18 protein-coding genes are annotated in these 21,636 nt (G+C 61.0%); 1 reads left to right on the top strand and 17 read right to left on the bottom strand.

From position 1 onward, the window contains the following. Positions 1-118 precede the first annotated feature (118 nt). From surE to ACY8D3_RS04210, 11 genes are all read right to left on the bottom strand, one after another. Positions 119-901, bottom strand: a complete 783-nt coding sequence (gene surE / locus ACY8D3_RS04160; RefSeq protein ID WP_462381887.1) for a 5'/3'-nucleotidase SurE — start codon at positions 899-901, stop codon at positions 119-121. A 154-nt stretch (positions 902-1,055) separates the two neighbouring features. Next, positions 1,056-3,059: an acyltransferase family protein gene (locus ACY8D3_RS04165; protein WP_462381889.1), complete on the bottom strand. Its 2,004-nt coding sequence runs from the start codon at positions 3,057-3,059 to the stop codon at positions 1,056-1,058. A 604-nt stretch (positions 3,060-3,663) separates the two neighbouring features. Continuing rightward, positions 3,664-5,283: a methyl-accepting chemotaxis protein gene (locus tag ACY8D3_RS04170; RefSeq protein ID WP_462381891.1), complete on the bottom strand. Its 1,620-nt coding sequence runs from the start codon at positions 5,281-5,283 to the stop codon at positions 3,664-3,666. A gap of 148 nt (positions 5,284-5,431) precedes the next feature. Then, the gene (locus ACY8D3_RS04175; protein ID WP_462381892.1) at positions 5,432-6,109 is read right to left on the bottom strand and encodes an SDR family oxidoreductase; all 678 of its coding nucleotides are present in this window, start codon (positions 6,107-6,109) and stop codon (positions 5,432-5,434) included. A 45-nt stretch (positions 6,110-6,154) separates the two neighbouring features. Next, on the bottom strand, positions 6,155-7,096 hold the full coding sequence (locus ACY8D3_RS04180; protein ID WP_462381894.1) for a cation diffusion facilitator family transporter: 942 nt from the start codon (positions 7,094-7,096) through the stop codon (positions 6,155-6,157). A 389-nt stretch (positions 7,097-7,485) separates the two neighbouring features. Beyond that, positions 7,486-8,637 (bottom strand): acyl-CoA dehydrogenase family protein, encoded by a 1,152-nt coding sequence (locus ACY8D3_RS04185; protein WP_462381895.1) that lies wholly within the window; start codon positions 8,635-8,637, stop codon positions 7,486-7,488. Positions 8,638-8,856: 219 nt separating this feature from the next. Next, positions 8,857-9,921: an enoyl-CoA hydratase/isomerase family protein gene (locus ACY8D3_RS04190; RefSeq protein WP_462381897.1), complete on the bottom strand. Its 1,065-nt coding sequence runs from the start codon at positions 9,919-9,921 to the stop codon at positions 8,857-8,859. Beyond that, positions 9,918-10,814: a 3-hydroxyisobutyrate dehydrogenase gene (gene mmsB / locus ACY8D3_RS04195; RefSeq protein WP_462381899.1), complete on the bottom strand. Its 897-nt coding sequence runs from the start codon at positions 10,812-10,814 to the stop codon at positions 9,918-9,920. Before mmsB ends, ACY8D3_RS04190 begins: the two co-directional genes overlap by 4 nt. A gap of 158 nt (positions 10,815-10,972) precedes the next feature. Next, positions 10,973-11,746, bottom strand: coding sequence for an enoyl-CoA hydratase (locus ACY8D3_RS04200; protein ID WP_462381900.1), 774 nt, complete (start codon positions 11,744-11,746; stop codon positions 10,973-10,975). 49 nt (positions 11,747-11,795) lie between these two features. After that, positions 11,796-13,289: a CoA-acylating methylmalonate-semialdehyde dehydrogenase gene (locus ACY8D3_RS04205; protein ID WP_462381902.1), complete on the bottom strand. Its 1,494-nt coding sequence runs from the start codon at positions 13,287-13,289 to the stop codon at positions 11,796-11,798. 180 nt (positions 13,290-13,469) lie between these two features. Continuing rightward, positions 13,470-15,179, bottom strand: a complete 1,710-nt coding sequence (locus ACY8D3_RS04210) for an AMP-binding protein (RefSeq protein WP_462381904.1) — start codon at positions 15,177-15,179, stop codon at positions 13,470-13,472. A gap of 143 nt (positions 15,180-15,322) precedes the next feature. Here ACY8D3_RS04210 and ACY8D3_RS04215 point away from each other — a divergent pair, with 143 nt between their 5' ends. Further along, positions 15,323-16,264, top strand: a complete 942-nt coding sequence (locus tag ACY8D3_RS04215) for a LysR family transcriptional regulator (protein WP_462381906.1) — start codon at positions 15,323-15,325, stop codon at positions 16,262-16,264. Positions 16,265-16,322: 58 nt separating this feature from the next. Here the strand turns inward: ACY8D3_RS04215 and ACY8D3_RS04220 are convergent, their stop codons facing one another. From ACY8D3_RS04220 to ACY8D3_RS04245, 6 genes are all read right to left on the bottom strand, one after another. Beyond that, positions 16,323-16,886: a type 1 glutamine amidotransferase domain-containing protein gene (locus ACY8D3_RS04220; RefSeq protein WP_462381908.1), complete on the bottom strand. Its 564-nt coding sequence runs from the start codon at positions 16,884-16,886 to the stop codon at positions 16,323-16,325. 122 nt (positions 16,887-17,008) lie between these two features. Then, the gene (locus ACY8D3_RS04225) at positions 17,009-18,127 is read right to left on the bottom strand and encodes an ATP-binding response regulator (RefSeq protein WP_462381910.1); all 1,119 of its coding nucleotides are present in this window, start codon (positions 18,125-18,127) and stop codon (positions 17,009-17,011) included. Further along, positions 18,120-19,874, bottom strand: coding sequence for an ATP-binding protein (locus tag ACY8D3_RS04230; RefSeq protein WP_462381912.1), 1,755 nt, complete (start codon positions 19,872-19,874; stop codon positions 18,120-18,122). Before ACY8D3_RS04230 ends, ACY8D3_RS04225 begins: the two co-directional genes overlap by 8 nt. Next, on the bottom strand, positions 19,867-20,850 hold the full coding sequence (locus ACY8D3_RS04235) for a SpoIIE family protein phosphatase (protein WP_462381914.1): 984 nt from the start codon (positions 20,848-20,850) through the stop codon (positions 19,867-19,869). Before ACY8D3_RS04235 ends, ACY8D3_RS04230 begins: the two co-directional genes overlap by 8 nt. Continuing rightward, a complete protein-coding gene (locus ACY8D3_RS04240; RefSeq protein ID WP_462381916.1) occupies positions 20,847-21,245 on the bottom strand; it encodes an ATP-binding protein in 399 nt (132 codons plus the stop codon). The genes ACY8D3_RS04235 and ACY8D3_RS04240 overlap by 4 nt, the downstream gene beginning before the upstream one ends. Continuing rightward, entirely contained in the window at positions 21,205-21,630 is a 426-nt protein-coding gene (locus ACY8D3_RS04245; RefSeq protein ID WP_462381918.1) for an STAS domain-containing protein, read from the bottom strand. Before ACY8D3_RS04245 ends, ACY8D3_RS04240 begins: the two co-directional genes overlap by 41 nt. Positions 21,631-21,636: the final 6 nt, after the last annotated feature.

Genomic DNA, 21,636 nt, shown 5'->3' on the forward strand with positions numbered 1-21,636 from the left:
AGACGGGGGCTGCGTCGCGTCGAGACAGCTCGCGGTCGCAGTGAGTACCGTTGCGGCAGGTGGAGGCGGGTCCGGCGGCCGCAGCCAGGGCCATGGCGAGCCGGATGGGATGGGTCGATCAGCGCTGTTCGAGCGCGCCCTGGAGTGCGTCCAGTGCGGCTTCGTGCGTGCGCTCGAATTTCAGGGGCGTCACGCTGATGTGGCCCGACTCGATGGCGCCGGTTTCGCTGCCTTGCGCATCTTGATTGGCCGCTCGCCGCAGGCGTAGCCAGTGGTAGGCGAGCTCCCGTGGGTCCTGCCCGGAAATGACTTCGACGCCCTGCAGCAGACCTGCACCCTGACGTGTCGCCTGCAGCGGTCGGACCTCGTCAACCGGCACCGCAGGGAAGTTGATGTTGAGGATCGCATCGCGTGCCCACCCGGCTGCCAGAAGCGTACGAATGGTGTCGGGCGCATGCTGGCGCGCGACGTCCCAGGGGACGTTTGCCCGGTCGCGGTAGGCCTGGCTCAAGGCCAGTGACGGGATGCCCAACAGCATGCCGGTCATCGCTGCGCCGACGGTGCCGGAAAAGACGGTCTCAGTGCCCAGGTTGGCCCCGCGGTTGATGCCGGAGAGGATCAGGTCGGGCAGTGCGCCGCCCATGAGCTCGCCGATGGCAAGTGCAACGCAGTCTCCAGGGGTACCGCGAACGGAAAAGCGCCGCTCGCCGTGCTTCTTCGCGCGAAGCGGGGCATGCAGGCTGATGGAGTGCGAGGTGCCGCTCTGGTCTTCGGCGGGCGCGACCACCCAGACCTCGTCGGCAAGCGATTCGGCGACCGACTCGAGTACGGCCAGGCCGGGCGCGTCGATCCCGTCATCATTGGTGATCAGAATACGTTGGACGAGTGGAGCGTTCGACATTGGTGTTCCCATTTGGATTGGTCGGTGTGCAGGGTGATACCGCCGGCACCGCCAGCCACGTCCAACCCGCAGATGAGGCTGACGCCGCGCCGTGTGGTCTCCCCTGGGGAATGACGACAATACAGCCATCGTGTCAGTCCTGTATGACAACGCATCATTCCAATTGCCGCACCCGGGACCGAAAAGTCTGATAAGCCGGCGTGCCCATGAATGCCATGGCCGACTGGCGCGAGCCGTAGATGCTCAGATGCCCGGAGGTGTCGAGGCCGAACGGGACGTTATCCGCTGTGACATCCGAGGGCTTGCCGTCGATGTTGAACAGCGATGCGCGAGACAGGAACAACACGTTTGGATACCGGCTCGCCAGGCGCTCCAGTTTCTGGTTCGCCGCACGGCTAGCCCTGTCTCGCTCCTTGCCGAATCGTGAGATGTCGAACGGCAGGCCGAAGAGCAGTGTTCGCGCGTAGCGATCGGCGATGTTCACGTCGAAGTTCGTTGGCGCCGGCATTACCACGACCAGTGGCGCTTTACCTGCTGTGTCTGCTATCGCCTCGAATACACCGTCCATTTTGTGCTGCGTGTCGATCACTCCCCAAGAGCCGCCGAAGATGACGAGGTCGTACTTGCTGGCATTCACACGCAAAAATTCCCGGTTCTTCAGGCATTGGGTATAGCCCCGGCCCGTCTTCGGCCCAGTAAATTCGTCTGTCGTTGACGGGAAGCACCAGTCGCTCGAAACCGAGTGGATACTGAGCGATGCCCGTTTACCGACGTCATCCCAGAACGGACCGTAGTGACCGGCAAACGAATCTCCGATGAGCAAGGCATTGCGACGGCCCTTGAAGTCGCCCAGATGGCACGCTTGCCCGCGCGGGCCGATAGGCAGCGTCTCTATGCTCTCGACGCTGTAGAAACACCAGCCATTGGTCACCGATGGCATCGCGAGCTGGTAAGTCGCTGCCCGTAATTCCGGCGGCAGGCGTCCAGGGACTCCGTTGGTCGTGATGACGAGCATGCCAGCGGCGAGGATCGCGAAGGCGCCGCCAATCTTGATGGTCGGTGCGCTGCGGCGGATGAAACCAGCCGGATTCAGCGCGGGGAGCTCCACGAAGCGATAGGACAGGTAGCCCAGCACGATTGAGGCAATGACGAAACTACCAATCCAGGCGGGATCATGCTCGACGCTAAGGTAGGTTAGCCAGGCGGCAAAGGGCCAATGCCATAGATAAATGGAGTACGACGTTTTGCCGAGAAACTGGGCCAATGCGTTCTGCACGAGCCAGCAACGTTCGCTTTGCGCTGCGATAAACAGCGCGGCGCCGAAGACGGGGAGCAGGGCCATGTAGCCTGGCCAGGGCATGCCAGGAGTCGCCGACACGGCTGCCAGACCGATCAGACCCAGTCCCGACCAGGCTAGCGGGCCGCGCCATCGGCCGGCAATGCGAGGGGGGAACAGAAACACGATGCCGCCCGCGAGCATCTCCCAGGCCCGAGTTGGCAACAGGTAGAACGCGCCGTTTTGCCAAAGGTACGAGGCGACCAGGGATAGGCCGAATGAAAGCAGGGCCGCGAACACGACGAGCCAGCGCCACCGCTGAACCGGCAGGTAGCGTGCCAGCACCATCAACGCAATCGGATAGAGCAGGTAGAACTGCCATTCGACCGACAACGACCAGGTGTGCAGTAGCCAGAGATCGTGGGCGTCCTGCTGGAAATAACCGGTATCCCGCCAGAACAGCACATTGGATGTGAACGTCAGGCTTGTGATGACCTGGCTGCCCAGCGACATGAAGTCCCGGGGCATCATGACCAACCCGCCGACGACGAGCAGTACCACACACACCACCATGAGCGCCGGGATGATGCGGCGGCAGCGGTCCGTGTAGAAATCAATCAGTTTGAGACGGCCCTGTTCCTGTCTCGACACGATGATTCGCGTCATCAGGTAGCCCGAGATCACGAAGAAGACGTCCACGCCGATGAAACCACCGGTCAGCCCCGGCAGGCCGAAATGAAAAAGCACCACTAGCGTGACGGCAAGGGCTCTCAGCCCATTGATGTCGGTTCGAAAACCGGACGACGCTTCTTTTTGCTGTGCGCTTGGTTGAGGTGCATGGGCAGAGGGTTGGGTAGCGTTGAGTCTGGCTCTTTTAAACATATTCTTGTCTTCCTTCCTTGTTACCAGACGGGCAGTGCCCCGGTGAGTGTATGGGTAGGAAAACGACGCTACGGTGGGCGAAAGTCCGAACGAATCCCATAGCGATAGGGACGGATCGGGCGTGCGGGCAGACGGACCATGTCGAGCCTCTTCGGCGATCGTAAACGGTGCGCACGCCTCCAGAATGAACGAAGCGTTAGGGGCGCGGACGATGAAACCGTTTCGATGAAAATACGAAGACCGTCGCGCGTTTTCTAACGTCACGACGAGGGGGTGGCATCAGCTCAGGCGCGAAAAGGCCCGATGTGCCGAGGAGGCGGGTGCGCTATGGCGGCGTAACAGCCGAGGCGGTGCAGCGGAGCATGACAGGACCTGACGATCGAGTGATTTAACCGATGCATAAACCGACCGGGCGGCGCGGAGCAAAGTTCCGGTGGTCGGCATGGACAGACTGGGTCCCATGCGCAATGCACCAGGGCGGAAAGTCGGAGTTCGTAGCTTAATGGCAGCAAGAACCGTGGGAGATCGCATTTATGGCCGACACTATAAATGCATAAGGAGCCCGAAGGCTCCTTATGCATAAAGCGCAGATATGCGATGCAGATCACACCTTGAAGCGTTGCACCATCCGGTTCATATCCACCGCAAGACGAGAGACTTCGCCAGCGGCTACCGCGGTCTGGTTGGCACCGGCGGACGTCTGGATCGACAGATCGCGAATACTCACCAGGTTCTGGTCCACCGAGCGCGCCACTTGGGCCTGCTCTTCCGATGCAGTGGCAATGAGGAAGTTGCGCTCGTTGATATCCGTGATTGCACGAGCAATCTCCTCCAGTGCTTCGCCCGCTTCGCTGGCAATGCGCAGGGTAGAGGTCGCTTCGTTACGGCTGCGCTGCATCGCATCCACGGCGCCTTCGGAGCCGGACTGAATCCCGCCGATCATCTGCTCGATTTCGCGCGTCGACTCCTGCGTACGGTGGGCCAGGGCACGTACCTCATCGGCTACCACGGCGAAGCCTCGGCCCTGTTCGCCGGCACGGGCGGCTTCGATCGCAGCGTTCAGTGCCAGGAGGTTGGTCTGCTCAGCGATCGCACGGATCACGTCGACGACCTTGGCAATACCCTGCGCCTGCGCGGCGAGGCCTTCGACCTGCTCGCTGGTACGCGAAACGGTTTCGGCCAGGCTCTGGATCGCACTGACAGTCTGGTTTACACGCGACGCGCCTACGCCTGTGGATTGCTCGGACTGCTGTGCGGAGGCCGAGGCCGAAGCCGCGTTGCGGGCAACTTCTTCCACGGCCGCGGTCATTTCGTTTACGGCAGTGGCGGCCTGTTCGACTTCGCCGTTTTGCTGCTGCAGGCCCATGCTGGCTTCTTCAGTAACCGCATTCATCTCTTCCGCGGCCGAGGCAAGCTGGGTCGAGGCGTCACCGATATGGCGAATGGTGTCGCGCAGCGTGCGCTGCATTTGCGCGGTTGCGTTCATCAGATCAGTCATTTCGTCGCGCCCACTTGGCGCGATTTCGGCGCGGAGGTCGCCATCAGCAATGCGCTGGTTGACGTGCAGCACCTGCTTGAGCGGCGTGACGATGCTGCGGGTATATAGGATTGCTAGGACGATCGTCAGCACAGCCGAGAGCACCGAAATGCCAATCAACAGGGCAATGTTCGTTGCATAGGTGCTGGTCGCAGCATCGCCTGCGGCAGCGGCGCCCTTCGTGTTCCAGTCTTCGAGCACGCCAATCTTTTCGCTCAGGTCATTGGTCAGCGGACGGATATGGGTGTTGATGTACTTGATGCCTTCATTTGCGGGACGCGTCTGGGCAATGGTTACGATCTCGTTCAGCCGGGCGTCGTAGGCATTGATGCCAGCCGCGACATTATTTGCCAGCTCCTGCTCGTGCGGGCCGGCAACCAGACGCATGTAATCCTTAATGGCTTCCTGCATGGCAGGCCGGTTCTTAGCGATGGCGTCCACAGAAAGCTGTTTGATCTGCGGATCTTCCGTCGCAACGGCGCGCAGGGTATCCAGGCGCAGACGGTAAATCGTAGCGTTGAGCTTTGCTGTCTGGCTGATGCTCGCCATCCAGTTGAGCTCGACGTCCTGCTCGGCGTCACGCATTTTGGTGAGGCCCCAGGCGGCAATCCCTGCCAGTATGAAGAGAAGTGCCAGGATGGCGGCGAAGCAAAATGCCGAACGGGCAGAGAGTTTTAGGTTGCGCATGGCAAATACCCGGTGAGTGAATACTCCCGTGTATCGGCGTGCTGCTAAGGGCCTTTAGGGTGGCCTAGTGATACTGTCAAGTCGACCAGTTACCATTTGCGTAGATTGGCTCGCCATGAAATAACAGACCAGGCGAGCCATCCACTTGTTACCAGGCGAGGGGTTGCTGCTCGAAGTCAACGAAGTGGCAGCCGCCGCGGCCGTGGTATGCATCGAGCGTCTGGATCAGCCCGGCAGCGCTTTGCTCGACGGTCACCGGCGCACTGTCGCCGCCCATATCGGTCCTCACCCAGCCAGGGTGTAACGCAAGCACGGTGGCTTGTGGCGCATCATCGGAATGCGTCCAGCTTTGCAGCAGACTATTCAGTGCCGCCTTGCTGGCGCCGTAGAGCGGCATGCTCGCCGACCGGGCGAGGGCGACACTGCCCATCTGGGAGCTGGTGAAAGCCAGAATGCCGTCGGCTTTCAGTCGGTGCTGGATGGCACGCGCAATACGGATAGGCGCGACGGTGTTAGTCATGAACAAATCGGTGATCTCTTCGACCGTGGCGCTATCGATTTCCTTCGGCCCGGAAACGCCAGCATTGAGCAGGATAACGTCAAGGTCATGCCCAACCCCCGCTGCAATCTTGGTGGCGGCATCATCTGCCCTCAGGTCGCTGATGATTTGCTCAAGGCGCCCTGTATGCTCGCTGGCGAGGCGGTCCAGCGCTTCGTTCCCAGGTTTGCGCACAACGACTGTCACGTGATCGCCGCGCTTCAGGAAGCCCTGCGCCAATGCCAGGCCGATGCCACGGGACGCGCCCGCAATGAGAATGTGCTGCATAGTGGAGTCTCCTGAGAGGAATAGGTTGTAAGGAAGACCGGTCATTCAGTGCACGGCCAGGCTGCCGGGCGGGTCGACTTGGACGGTAACGTGGGTCAGCTTGTGACGGGCCTGAAGGTGTGCCGTAACGCGCGCGGGCAGCTGGAGCGGATCGGCGCCAGGCTTGGGCGTCACGTGTACGGTCGCGATGGTCCGATCGTCCGTAAGTGTCCAGGCATGAAAGTGGCCGGCGTCGTCGACGCCCTCCAGCCGCTTCAGCTCCTTCTGGATCACACTTGGATCGAGGCCCGCGGGCGTCGTTTGCAGCAGGACCTGGATCGACTCCGTTACAAGACGCCAGGCGGAACGAACCACAAGCAGCGCTACGCCGATGGACAGAAGCGGGTCGAGTATCGTCCACCCTGTCCACATGATGCCGAGGGCCGCGGCGATAGCGCCGACCGAGCCCAGCAAGTCGCCTACGACATGGAGCAAGGCGCCGCGCAGGTTGCTGTCGCCTCTGTTGCCCGAACTGAGCACCACGGCGCCGACGATGTTCACGACCAGCCCAATCACCGCCACGATCAGCATCGGCATGGCCATGACCTCTACGGGCTGCTGGAACCGCGAGATCGCTTCCCAGATGATCCAGGCAACCAGAAGCAAAAGCATTGCACCATTAGCCAGCGCAGCCAGCACCCGTACCCGGTCGAAGCCGTATGTCCGCCGCTTGTCCGGTGCGCGCGCTGCGAATCGGTAGGCCACCAGCGCCAGTGCCAACGCAGCGGCATCCGAGATCATGTGGCCGGAGTCCGCGATCAGCGCCAGCGAGCCCGCAAGCCATCCACCGACGGCTTGGACGACCGCGTATGTCGCCGTTAGCAGTAATACAAGGCGGATTCTCCGTTCATTGCCCGCAGTGACGGAAGGCGAGTGATCGCCATGCCCATGTCCGTGGTGGTCATGGGCATGGCGATGGTCGTGCGAATGATCGTGACTATGGCCCATCGAAGGTATCCGGCAGACGTGTTGGGTAGCCCGGCACGCAACGTTCCGTGAGGTTCATGTCGCATGTCGATCAATGCCACACCATAAACGTTCCCGGGCCAGGAGTGCCAACCGCTTCGCTTGCCTATGGCATTGCGGCGACGGAAGCAGAGCCGATAGGACGCCCGGACGGCCGAAGCCCCGGTCTTGAATCCAGGGTACGCGGCGCGTCAGCTATACCCAGCCTCAGCGCTTATAGGTTGGGGTCGCCGTTTTCACTGAGATCGGTGACCGATAGAGGCTTCTCGGCGTCGCTCTCAGGCACGCAAGCAGAGGAAGCTCAATTTTCGGCGCAGGTGACTCGGAGCGTTCGACTCCAGGCGCCCCGCCGGGTCAGGTCGCACCTGCAATCAGATCTCGTAGTTCGCCAATTCCCGAGCGATAAGGAGCCGCTGGATCTCACTCGTCCCTTCGTAGATCTGCGTAATGCGCATGTCGCGGTAATACTTCTCGACTGGATAGTCCTCCAGGTAGCCATAGCCCCCGTGGATCTGGATGGCTTTCGAACAGACATACTCGCCGATCTCGGACGCATACAGCTTGGCTTGCGAGGCTTCGCTCAGGCAGGGTTTGCCGGCGCTGCGCAGACGGGCCGCGTGCAGGATCATCAGGCGGGCGGCGTTGATGCGGGTATGCATGTCCGCCAGCATGTTCGCCACGCTCTGGTGCTCGATGATGGCCTTGTCGAATTGAATACGGTCGCGTGCATAGTTCAGCGCGGCTTCGAATGCCGCTCGGGCGATCCCCAGCGCCTGCGCCGCGATGCCGATGCGGCCACCCTCGAGGTTCGAGAGTGCGATGGCCAGGCCCTTTCCCCTCAACCCGAGCAGATTGGCTTCCGGAATGCGGCAGTTGTCGAGCGAAATGGCGCACGTATCGGATGCACGAATGCCCATCTTGTGCTCCGTCTTCTCGACGTTGAAGCCGGGCGTGTCAGTAGGCACGAGGAAAGCCGACAAGCCTTTCTTGCCCAGCTCCGGGTCGGTTACGGCAAAGACGATGGCAAGGCCGGCGCGCTTGCCGTTGGTCACGAACTGCTTGGCGCCATTGAGCACCCATTCGCCGTTCTCCATGGTCGCGCGCGTACGCAGGTTGTTGGCTTCCGAGCCGGCTTGCGGTTCAGTCAGGCAGAAGCAGCCGATGATCTCGCCGCTCGCCAGGCCCGGCAACCAGGCCTGTTGCTGTTCCGGCGTGCCGTACTTGAGCAGGGGACCGCACCCGACCGAACTGTGGACGCTCATCAGCGCACCGAGTGCGCCATCAGCTGCCGAAATTTCCTCGACGGCGAGCGCGTAGGCGACATAGTCGATGTAGCTGCCGCCGAAGTCTTCCGGGACGATCATTCCCAGCAAACCCAGTTGGCCCATTTGCGCGACGATCTCGTCATCGATCCACCCCGCGTCCTCCCATGCACGCGAGCGGGGCGCGATCTCGCCCTTGGCGAATTCCCGCGCCATGTCGCGAATCATGCGTTGGTCTTCGGTCAGTTCGAGGTCTTGCATGGGGTACTCCTGGTTGTTCTTGTTTTGCGAGCCAAAGAGGTTACGGATCGAGTCGAACATGGCGACGGTATGTCACGTGGGCTCGGGCTATCGGATCAGAAGGACCGTAGGTTGGAATCCCCATCGGGACTTCCACCGGAACCGCGAGCTTCTTCAAATCCATGCTCCCGTTTGTGCAAGTTGACGAACAAGCCGCGTGTTCCAGCCGCCCGTATCTGGTTATCCAGCGTGTTTGGGAGTGAAACCCTCAAAAAGCGCACCGACCTTTTGCTGATCGACCTCTTCGAAGCGAGCCGGTTTCCACTTGGGCTGTTTGTCCTTGTCGACGATAAGGGCACGGACGCCTTCCATAAGGTCACCGACTTCGAACCATTGGCGGATCAGGTGCGCCTCGAGATCGAATGCCTGGTGCTGGTCTAGCGACCGCCCTCGTGTGAGTTCTTCGAATGCCACGTTGACGGCCAGCGGCGAACGGCTTCGAATCGTCTCGAGGGTCGTTTGTGCCCAGCCCTGATAAGCCGGGTCGGTTTCGCCCTCCAGCGACTGCATGATGTCCTCGACGGAGCCTTGGGCGAAATGGCGTTCGATAGCCGGATAGAGCGTTTGCAGTTCCTGGCCGGAGAGTGACCGTGCGCCGTGTGCTTGAAGGAGCGTCTGCAGGTTACGCTCGGTGTCCTGCCATGCGATGCCGTCCAGGGCATCGAGCAGCGCGCCGAACTTCGCGTGTGGTACGTACCAGTCGGCCAAGCCAAGAGACAGGGCGTCTCCAGCGGAAATCTGATTGCCGGTGAGGCCCATGTAGAGGCCAGCGTTATGGGACAGCTGAGACAGGAAGTGGCTGGCGCCGACATCCGGGAAATAGCCAATGGCCGTTTCCGGCATCGCCATACGCACCCGCTCGCTGACGACGCGGATCGATGCGCCCTGGGCGAGTCCCATTCCGCCCCCGAGTACGTAGCCATCCATCAACGCCAGCAGCGGCTTGCGGTAATCGTGCAGATGGCGGTCGAGGGCAAACTCCTCCTCGAAGTAAACGAGGTGCAAGCCGTCCTGCGCCTTGTAGCTGTCGTACAACGCGCGGATGTCACCGCCGGCGCAGAAGGCTTTCTCCCCATTGGCGCGCAGTACGACGGCGCGGATGCCGTCGTCGTCCTCCCACGCGGTCAGGTGCTGCTGAAGCGTGCGAATCATTTCCATGGAGAGGGCATTGAGCCCCGCTGGGCGATTCAGGATCAGGTGACCGATCTGGTTACGAACCTCGACCAGTACGGTGGCTTCACTCATATGTCGTGCTCCGGTAGATAGCCTTTGATGATCGCCGAGAAGTCTAGCCCGCCATTGCCGTCGCTGCTGAAACGCTGATAGAGCTGTTGGGCCAGCGCCCCCATGATCACAGGCTGGCGAATGGCGCGCGCGGCATCTGTTGCTAGTCCCAGATCCTTGAGCATGAGATCCGTGCCAAAGCCGCCACTGTAGCCGCGAGACGCAGGCGCATTCTCCAGTACGCCGGGGAACGGATTGTTCGTGTCGGAGCTCCAGCAGCGCCCGCTGGACGTATTGATGATGCCGGCAAGCACCTTTGCATCCATTCCCAGGCGGGTACCAAGCGCCATCGCCTCGGCTACACCGATCATGGAAATGCCCAGGAGCATGTTGTTGGCGACTTTCGCAACCTGGCCGTTGCCGCTGTCCCCGCAGTGAACGATGTTCTTCCCCATGCACGCCAGGATGGGGCGAGCCTTCTCGAAGTCGGCCTCGCTGCCGCCTACCATGAAAGTCAGCGTGCCGGCTGCGGCGCCCCCGGTACCGCCCGAGACAGGCGCGTCGAGCAGCGCGTTGCCATGGTCGGCCGCCGCCTTGGCGACCTCCCGTGCGCTGATCGGGTCAATGGTCGAAGAGTCGATGAGCAGCACACCCGGGCGGACTTTTGAGAGCAGACCGTCCTTGCCGAGATAAACGGCTTTCACATGGGCAGAGGCGGGCAGCATCGTGATGATCACTTCGACGTTTGCCGAGGCGATGTCGGCAGGTGCGTCAGCGCCCGTGGCGCCTGCATCGACCAGGCCGGCGACCGCAGGAGCCGAGAGATCAAAGACGGTAAGTTGATGGCCCGCCTTGATCAGGTTGTGGGCCATCGGGCCGCCCATGTTGCCCAGGCCGATAAATCCGATATTCATGGTGGTTGCCTCTCGTATGCCGTATGGAAGCTCTGAGCTGTAGATGTCGCCCAGTCCGTTTCCAGGCTTGAGGCGACGTTCTTGTTTGCTACGGATGAATCAGCGTTCTCGGCGATCGAAGCGACTGATTGCGACCGCTACGCAGTCATCTCCTACCGTTAGCGATGCTTGAACTCCGCCTGGCGCTTGTCGACGAATGCGTTCATACCTTCCTTTTGATCCTGCGTCGCGAACACCGAATGGAACATGCGTCGCTCGAAGCGAACACCTTCGCTGAGGCCGATTTCATCCACGCGGTTGATGCACTCCTTGACCATCATCGTGGCGGGAAGCGACCGCTCGGCGACGGTTGCCGCGGCCTTGAGGGTTTCCTCGATCAGTTGGGCAGCGGGGAACACCCGCGCTACCAATCCGGCGCGTTCGGCTTCTTCTGCGCCCATCTGGCGAGCGGTCAGGCACATTTCCATGGCCTTGGCGCGACCTAGCAGGCGGGTGAGACGTTGCGTGCCGCCAATGCCCGGCAACACGCCCAGCGTGATCTCAGGCAGGCCGAACCTGGCCGTTTCAGAGGCATAGATGAAGTCGCACATCAGTGCCAACTCACAGCCGCCCCCCAGCGCGTAGCCGGAAACGGCAGCAATGAGGGGCTTGCGGCGGCGAGCGATGCGATCCGCCTTGGCAAAGAAATCGTCCAGATAGATTTGCGGATAGCTCAGCGGCGCCATTTCCTTAATGTCGGCGCCCGCGGCGAACGCCTTCTCGGATCCCGTGATGACCATGCAGCCGATTTCCGGATTGGCATCCAGGTGGTCCAGCGCCAGGTTCAGCTCATCGATGAGCAGTGCGTTGAGCGCGTTGAGCGCCTTGGGGCGGTTGAGTGTGATCAGACCTACACGCCCCCGGGTCTCCAGCAGCAGTGTTTCGAATTCCATGGTTTCTCCTTTCGTCAGCGACGCCGGATCGCGGCGCCGCGGGCGTGCATCACTTCAGATTGATCGTCGTGTTGACGCCGCCGACTTCGTTTTCGTCGAACCAGCGCTCGGTGACGGTCTTGGTCTGGGTGTAGAACTGCACGACCTGTTTGCCGTACGGCCCCAGGTCGCCGAGCTTGGAGGCCCGCGAACCGGTAAAGGAGAAGATTGGAACCGGTACCGGGATCGGCACATTAATGCCCACCTGGCCCACGTCGATTTCTTCCTGAAAATGGCGTGCGGCGGCGCCGGAGCGCGTGAAAATGGCCACACCATTCCCGTTGGGGTTGGCGTTGATCAGCTTGATGGCATCGTCCAGGGTCTGGACATGTACGACGCACAGCACGGGGCCGAAGATTTCTTCCTTGTAGATGGTCATCTCCGTGGAGACGCCATCGAAAATGGTCGGGCCAACGAAGTTGCCGTTTCCATAGCCCCCTACGTCCGGGTTGCGGCCATCGAGTGCCAGGGTGGCGCCTTCGCTCACGCCGCGTTCGATCAGACTGCTGACCCGGTCCAGTGCCGCGCAGGAAATCAGCGGGCCCACGTCGGTGCCATTTTCGTGGCCCGCGCTTACTTTCAGGCCTTTTGCCTTGGCGACGAGATCCGGCAGCCATTCGTGGGCTTCACCCACGAGGATGGCCACCGATACCGCCATGCACCGCTGGCCGGCTGCGCCGAACGCGGCGCCGGCCAGGTTGTTGAGCGTCTGCTCCTTGTTGGCATCAGGGAGGACGATGGCGTGATTCTTGGCGCCCATCATGCACTGCACCCGCTTTCCGGCCTGGCTGGCGCGGTGATAGACATGCGTGCCGACCCGCGTCGAGCCGACGAAGGAAACGGCCTTGATGTCCGGGTGATCGCAAATCGCGTTGACCACATCAGGGCCGCCGTGCACGACATTCAGCACACCGGGTGGCACGCCTGCCTCGAGCGCGAGTTCGCACAGGCGCATGGTGACCATCGGGTCCTGTTCGGAAGGCTTGAGGACGAAGGTGTTGCCGGTGGCTATCGCCATCGGGAACATCCATAGCGGGATCATGGCCGGGAAGTTGAACGGGGTGATGCCCGCGCATACGCCAAGCGGCTGGAGCAAGGTATAGGTGTCGACGCCGCTGGCGACATTGTTCGCCAGTTCGCCGAGCTGAAGGTTGCCGATACCGGCCGCGTGCTCGACAACTTCCAGGCCTCGGAATACGTCACCTTCGGCGTCGGCCAGCGTCTTGCCCTGTTCGGCGGTGAGGATGGCCGCCAGCTCCTTCATGTTTTCGCGGATCAGCTGCTGGTATTTCAAGAAGACCCGCGAGCGGGCGCCAATAGGTGTCTTGCGCCAGGTCTTGAAGGCTTCGGCAGCGCCCGCAACGGCGCGATTGACTTCATCGGATGTAGCAAAGGGGACGCGCGCCAGCACTTCCTGGGTCGCGGGATTGATGACGTCGCGCCATTCTGTCGTCTGTGATTCGACGAATTCGCCATTGATAAGCAGTTTTACGGTGGTGGTCATGGCTGCGCCTTTTGTAGTTATTGAAGCAGTTGTCCGTTGTTCGTGCCTTGAGAGCGACTGTCAGGAGCCCCGTCAGTAGCGCTGCATGGTCGGTGACATGGGTGCGCCGGGCGGCGATCAGGTACTGCGGCGCCACTGTGGAGGCATCGCAAGGTCAAGGTCTTGCTCTGTACCCCTGTTTCAGCCCGCCGCTTTCAGGTTCGGAAAATCCTCTTCGCAGTAGTCGTGCTGCAGTCGCGTCTCCGCGTTGCGCCGCTCGATTTCCAGCAGCCGCAACTCCACGCGCCGGATCTTTCCGGACAACGTTTTGGGCAGTTCACTGACGAATTCCAGCCGGCGCACCCGCTTGTAGGCGGCAAGGTTCGTGCGGGCGAAACCCAGCAACTCGGCGGCGAGCGCAGGGGAGGGTTCGTAACCGTGCGACAGGATCAGGAAGGCTTTGGGCACGGCCAGCCGGACGGGGTCGGGACTGGGCACGATCGCGACCTCCATGACCGCGTCGTGCTCGATAAGCGCGCTTTCCAGCTCGAAGGGGCTGATGCGGTAATCGGACGCCTTGAAGACATCATCTGCCCGGCCGACGAAGGTGATATAGCCGTCTTCATCGATGGCAGCCGTATCGCCGGTGCGGTAGTGATCGTCGCGCATGACTTCGGCGGTTTTCTCGGGGCTGTCTTCATAGCCAATCATCAGGCCGAGCGGACGTGGCGAGGTTTGCAGGGCGACTTCACCCTCGCTCGCCGGCTTACCGTCCGGGTCCAGAAGGTCGATCCGGTAGCCGGGTAGCGGTCGGCCCATCGAGCCCGGCTTTAGCCGCTGGCCCGGGGTATTGCCCACGACGGCGGTGGTTTCGGATTGGCCGAAGCCGTCGCGCAACGTCAGCCCCCAGGTTTCCTCGATCGTATCGATGATTTCCGGATTGAGCGGCTCGCCTGCGCCAATGACCTCACGCAGCGTCAGCCGATCGTGGTACGCAGCCAGGTCTTCCTGGATCAGCATTCGCCACACGGTGGGTGGCGCGCAGAGGCTCGTCACGGGATAGTTCGCCAGGCTTTCGAGCAGGCCCTTGGCGTTGAAGCGTGCCGTGTTGTGAATGAATACGCAGGCACCGGCGTTCCAGGGAGCAAAGAAGCAGCTCCAGGCATGTTTTGCCCAGCCGGGCGATGAGATGTTCAGATGAACGTCGCCAGGCTTGAGCCCGATCCAGTACATGGTGGACAGATGCCCGACCGGATAGCTCTCGTGGCTATGCAGCACCAGCTTGGGTTTCGACGTCGTCCCAGAGGTGAAATACAGCAGCAGCGGGTCACTGGCGCGTGTTGGCCCGTCCGCTTCGAACACGGCCGAGTAGCGCTCGGCATCGGTGTGCGCCTGCCAGCCTTCGGGGGCTTCGCCGACGCATACACGGGTGAACGTGCCCGGCATATCGTTGAATTTCTCGGTGTGACCTGCGCCGACGACCACATGTTCGACGCGACCGCGTTCGAGGCGATCCTTGAGATCGTCTCCCGTTAACAGGGCAGTGGCAGGAATGACGACTGCGCCGAGCTTGAAGGCGGCGAGCATGGTCTCCCAGAGCGCCACTTCGTTACCGAGCATCAGGAGCAATCGTTGGCCCCGGCGAACCCCTAGATCGCGTAGATGGTTGGCCACCCGATTGGAGCGCACGCGCAGTTCGTCGAACGAGTAGCGCTGGTCTCCATCCTGTTCGCACACCAGCCAGAGCGCCGGCTGGTGGTTGCCGTTCGCCATGGCGTCGAAGTAATCCAGTGCCCAGTTGAAGTGATCGAGCTTGGGCCATTCGAACCCCGCATAGGCGGTGGCGTAATCGCTGCGGTGTTGCAGCAGGAAATCTCGCGCGGCTATGAACGGCTGGGCAGACGTATTCACGTAGGGCCTCCTTCTTGTTGTTATTCGAAGTCGAGGTGGAACGTGTTGCTGGCGGAGGCCGAATGTCGGGCTGGCACCGCCGGGTCGATCCGAGTATAGATGTGCAAACTTTCCGTCAATAAGAACAAATAAACCGGTTCGTTATGCAGAAAACTCCCAATACGGCGAGCGAGATGAACTGGGATGACCTCAAGTTTTTCCTAGAGGTTGCCCGCACTCGTACCGCCAGCAGCGCAGCGCGGCGGCTCAACGTCGACTACACCACCGTATCCCGTCGTATCGGTGCATTGGAAAAAGCGCTGGGTGCGCTGCTCTTCGAGCGTTCCCGCACCAGCGGCTTCGTGCTGACCCCTGAAGGTTCGCACCTGCTGGGCTACGCCGAATCGCTGGAAAGCACCTTGCAGGCGGCTTGCGAAGAGGTGTCCGGTGCCAGCCTTGCGTTGTCGGGGCATATCCGTATCGGTTCGACGGAAGGCTTTGGCTGTTTCTTCATCGCACCGCAGCTGAGCGCGTTCCAGGATCGTTATCCGAATATCTCGGTTGATCTGTTGCCGGTGCCACACTTCATCAACCTGTCGCGTCGAGAGGCGGACATTGCCGTGACGCTGGAGCGCCCCGAGCGGGGGCCCTACGTGTGCTCAAAGCTTTGCGACTACCGACTCAAGCTGTACGCGACCCAGGGATACCTTGCAGCGAACCCGGCCATCGCCACGGTAGACGACCTCTCGAAGCACAGCTTCATTACGTATGTGGACGATCTGGCGTTCAGTCCGGAGTTGCTGTATCTGGAGCGCACCGTGCCGAGTGCCACCAGCATGTTTCGTAGTACCAGCGTGATCGCGCAATACACGGCTGCGCTGCAGGGGCGTTCATTGGCCATCCTGCCGTGTTTCATCGCAGCAACCGATGACCGCCTTCAGGAAGTGTTGCCTGACGAAATCCAGGTTACGCGGCAATTCTGGATCTATTACCGGGAGGACCTGCGAACGCTGCGGCGCATCACGCTGCTGGTCGACTTCCTCAAGACGTGTACCGAAACCAATCGCGCGTTTCTGATGGGCGAGACGCGTCTATTGGCGGTCTAGTGGGCAAAGAAAAGGGGCAACGGTGTCTACCGTTGCCCCCTAGCTCGCGCGTATCTGGTCAGGCTGCGCTGAGAGCCTTGGCAATGGCCTCGTTGAACGCTGGGATATCGTTCGGATTGCGCGAGGTGATCAGCGTGTAGCCATTGGCGGGGCAGGTCATGACCTCCTGATCAACCCAGTCCGCAGCCTTGGCATTGAGCAGATCGGTCTTCACGCTTGGGTAGGACGTGAGGGTCTTGCCTTCCACAACACCTGAATCGATCAACACCCATGGGCCGTGACAGATCGCGGCGACCGGTTTGCCTGCCTGGGCAAATGCCTTGACCAGGCGCTGGGCGTCCTCGTCCTGACGCAGCGTGTCGCCGTTGACCGTGCCACCTGGGATCACGATAGCGTCGAATTCTTCAGCGTTAACGCTGGAAATCTGTGTATCTGATTCAACGGTGCGATCCTTCTCGGTGTCCTGTTGAAAGGTCTGAGTGGTGCCGCCTTCGCAGGATGCGTGAACGACTTTCGCACCCATGCCACTCAATGCTTCAACGGGCTTGAGCAGCTCATCGCGCTCGATACCGGTGTTGGACGTGATGAAAAGGATCTTCTTGCCTTCGAGGCGGTTACTCATGATTCGACTCCTGACTGAACAGTGATTGAAATGCCTGGCGGCTACTAGAACGGAGGGTATCGAGCAGCCAGAAGTTCAGGTCGAAAGGCGAGCGGAGCATCTACCGGGCGGCTCCGCGTCGGTTACCGCGGGGCGATATTGATCGGCAGGCTCAGAGAGATCACGACCTGTTCACCCTCGTTGGCGAACGTGGCGTAACCGCCGAAGCTTTCGCTCAATGCCTTGACGATCGGCAGGCCAAGGCCCCACCCGCGCTTTTCGCTTCGGGTAGAAATGAAGTAAGGCGTTGCGAGGTTGGCAAGCACGTCTGCAGGGAGCTGGCCGTGGTTGCGGACCTCCAGCAGCAGGCGGTCACCGTCTAGCGTCTGCTTGACGTTGATAGGCGTATCTGGCGCGCCATGCTTGGCAGCATTGAGTACCAGGTTATCGAAGATGCGTAGAAAGGCCTGCCGATCCCAGAACAGGGCCAGCTCGGGTGTGTCCAGCGTTACATCGAGGGTGTTGGCGAACTGCAGACGTAGACTGTCGGCGGCGTCTTCTACCAGCGGGCCCAGCGTTACAGGCTCGCCGTTGAGCTGCACGCCGCCGCCGAGGCTCATATGGGAAATGTCCAGAACATTGGTGATCATCTGGTTCATGCGGTGCAGGTTGTCCTGCAGCGTCTGCAATAGCTCTTCCGTGCGCCGTGCCGGATTCTTCTGCATCAGGTTCACAATCATGGTCGCTGCGGTGAGCGGCGAGCGCAGATCATGGTTCAGCGAACGCATGAAGCGTTCGAGCATCACCTTTTCCGCCTGAAGGTTTTCACTACGGGCAATTGCCGAATCGAGTTGGCGCTCCATCCGACCCACGCGAGAGCTGGTCTTTAGCAGTGACCCGATCGTGGCAACCACCTCGTCGGGATTGATCGGGTGGGTGAGGTAAGCCTGTGCGCCCGTATTGAGTCCCTGCGCCTTGTCGCGTCCCGTGATAAAGGTAGCCGAGATATTGATAATGGCCGGAAGGCGGTGGCGACCACGCTTCTTTTCAATCGCGTGGATCAGCTCAAAGCCGGTCATGTCCGGCAGGTTGATGTCGATGATGACGAGTTCGACGCTGTCGTCGATCAACGCGAGCCCAGCACCACCGCTCGCTGCCTCGAGGATCTGCAGGTTCGGCTGTGCCTCGAGGATCTTGCGCAGGACATAGCGGTTGGCGTCGGTGTCGTCGATGATGACGATTCGGTGCGGCGGCCTAGACATGGCTCAGGCTCCTTGCCAGAGCGCATGTCTCGTTCAACAGACGTTCGGCGTGATCGGGTTGGTTCTTGAAGAGCACCGCGTGGCATTTGCTCCGCAGGTTGGCCAGCGATCGCTCGTCCAGGGGATGAGCAGTATTGATCAGCACGCGTTGATGCATGCTCCAGTCCATGCTTTCAAGGAGATCCTCGCCGCTGATGTCGGGAAGGTCCAGATCCAGCAGGATGATGTCCGGTCGAACGGCATTGAGCCGGTCAAGGCTGGCGCGAGCACTGTCGGCTTCGATGAGAACGGGGTTGCAGGGCTCGAGCACGCGGCGCACCAGATAACGGTCGGCTTCGCTGTCGTCGATAACCAGCACTGTCGTGCCGCTCAGGTCGGGCAGGGGGCTGCTGCGCGCCGGCTCGTACTGTCTGGGAATGCGCGTAGTGAATCGGCTGCCGCGGCCTTCTTCGCTCTCCAGTGTCAGTTCACCCTTGAGCAGCAGGGCGAGCCGCTGAGCAAGCGGAAGACCCAGGCCCGTCCCCTCGATATGAGTCAGGTGAGGCGACTTGATCCGACCGAACTCCTCGAAGATGCGATCCTGGTTTGCCTTGGCGATACCGAGGCCGGTGTCCTCGACCATGAATTCGAGCGTGGCGTCGTCAGTCTGGAAAACCTGAATGCGCACGTGCCCTTGCGGCGTGTACTTGAACGCGTTGGAAATCAGGTTGCGCAGAATCTGGAATAGTCGGCTTTCGTCGGTCTCTACCACGATTGGCATGCCCGGCGGGATCACTTCGAAGGTGACACCCGGGTAGCGGGGCGCCAAGGCAGACGCAAATTCCTGCAGGCGCGCCATGAAGGCACTCAGCTGAAAAGGCTGCGCGACAATGGTGAGGCGTCCAGACTGCACCTCAGAGAGCGCGAGCAGCTCGCTGACGAGATTGGACAGCTCCATGGCCGCGTTGCTGATGAAGCGAACCTGACGCATCTGTTCGGGGTTCAATGCACCATCCACTCCGCTTGCGAGCAGCTTCGAGACGTTCTCGATAATGTTTATCGGCGTCCTGAATTCGTGGGTCATGTTCGAGAAGAACCGGCTTTTTGCCGTGCTCGCCTCTTGCAGTTCCTGAGCCGTCTTCTCGAGTTCGGAATAGAGGGCCACAACACCCTGGTTAGTGTCCTCGAGCTCTTTGTTGGTGGCTTCGAGTTCTTGCTGCTTGCTTTGCAGCTCTGTGTTGGTAATCAGCAGCTCTTCGCTTTGCTGCTGAATCTGCTGATAAGGGTCGGGTGCCGGAGTGCCAGTCAGTTCCGAGATGAGCGCTGCGAGCGCGGCGTCGGACGGCATGGGGCGGGGCGTATGATACTTGTGCGCCTGGATCCGCGTGCCTTGGGGTGATGACTCGATGTCGAAGTCATCGAGCAGCTTCTGTGCGCCGTGCAGACCCACGCCCATGCCCGTGCGGGATCGATAAGTCCCACTTCGGATCGCATCGAGTTGGCGAATGCCAGGCCCTTGGTCCTCGGCCAGGATCGCGATTCCCGTCAGCCGGCCGTTGCGGTCGACGACCATGCTGAACGAAAAACTGCCGCTACCTGCGTATTGATAGATGTTGCGCGCCAGCTCCGAGACGGCGGTGGCCAGGCGAATCTGGTCGAGTTGCCCCCAGTCGAATGCTGCGGCTAGACGCTTCGCTATCTGGCGACAGTGAACGATGTCCTGTTCGAGATTGATGGGTAGCGTCAGCAGGGGCCGAACATCAGGCATGTTTAAGCACCAATACGGTCGCATCGTCGTTGTGACGGCGATAGTCCCGGTGTAGGAGCGCTGCGATCACGGCCGGGTGGCGTGCGACACTGCCCGGATGGTTTTGCAGTCCAAGTTTACTGGTAAGGCCGTCCGAATTGACGATCAACGACGCGCCAGGCGTCCACGGATAAGTGAATGTCTGGACGCGGCCGATTTTGTAACCCACCGTTCCGTTGTTCGAAATCAAACTTCGGGTTTCCGTTCCCATTAGACGACCTGCAACATTGCCGATGCCGCAGAAGCTGACCTGCCGGCGCTCGGTATCCAGTTCCGCGAGCGAAATGGCGGCGCCACGCGTACTCATCAGTGCATGGTGAAGGTTGTCCATCAACGTATTGAGGGGGTAGCGGTCCGCTCCGGCGAGGAAGACCTCACGCGCTCGCAGGCTTGCCGCCTCCGCATGAGGACCATGTCCGAGCCCATCGCAAACCATCAGGCGATTACCGAGAACCGCCCAGCCGTCACCGCACATTTCCTCGTGGGGATGCGGAGTACAGACGGCACCGCAAGTGAGTGTCGGACGGACATCTGAGCGGGCGTCGAGGTGAAAGCGGGCCAGTACGACCGTGCCATCGCCAGGCCGCGAGTAGATATCGAAGACGTCCGATTGGCGACGGATGGCACCCAGCCCGGCACCCAGCGTGCCGCTGGTGCTGTAGTTGTCGCTCAGGCAGCGATCGATGTTGCTCATGCCGGGACCGCTGTCCACCGCCAGCACGTCCAGGACATTCGCGTCGAGGGTGCACAGTAGTTGGCCGTGCCCCGCATGCCGCACCAGATTGAATGCCATCTCCTGTACGACGATGGTGATCCGCCCCAGAAGGGTTTTATCTCCCGTACGCGTTTCGGCGAGTCGCACGACCATGCGGCGCGCGCCGTCGACGTGCGCCTCTTCCGCAACCGCAACCACCCGCGTCGCAAGGAATGCTGTCATCGCCACTTCCACAATTCGATCGTCGTACCTTCACCAGGCCGGCTGTCGATCAGGAATTCGTCAACGAGCCGTTTCGACCCGGACAGGCCGAGGCCCAGGCCATTGCCCGAGGTGTAGCCGTCGACCATTGCCCGCTCGATGTCCGCGATACCTGGGCCGTTGTCCTTGATCACCAACCGCAGGGCTGGCTTGCCTGCGCGCAAGGTTTGTTCGATGAGGCATTCGCCGCCGCCGCCATAGATCAAGCCGTTGCGTGCAATTTCGCTCGCGGCCGTCACGATCTTGGTCTGCGAGATGATACCGAGACGGATGGCCTCGGCCGCCTTGCGAACCTGCTGACGGATGAGGACAACGTCAGTCTCCTGATGGAGAGGAAGCGTCTGTGTCTTCGCCACCGTCTGACTCCAAAGCCGCGTCGTTCTCGGCGACCAACTGTTCCAGTCGGCGCATGCCTTTCTCGGTATTGAGTGCCGTGGCGATCCCATCCAGGGAGAGCCCCAATTCCACCAGCGTGATAGCCACTGCTGGCTGCATGCCTACAACGATGACCTGTGCATCGAGAATGCGGGACACGTTCGCAATGTGCGAAAGCATCCGCCCGATGAATGAATCGACGATCTCCAGCGCCGAGATATCAATGAGCACACCCTTGGCGCGGTGCTTGACGATCTGGTGGGTGAGGTCTTCCTGCAGCTCCATGGCCAATTGGTCGTGCATGTCGACCTGGATGCTCAGCAGCAGGAAACGCCCCATCTTCAGGATGGGAATCTTTTCAACCATCGCAGT

The sequence above is a fragment of the Pseudomonas sp. Marseille-QA0892 genome (assembly GCF_054950135.1).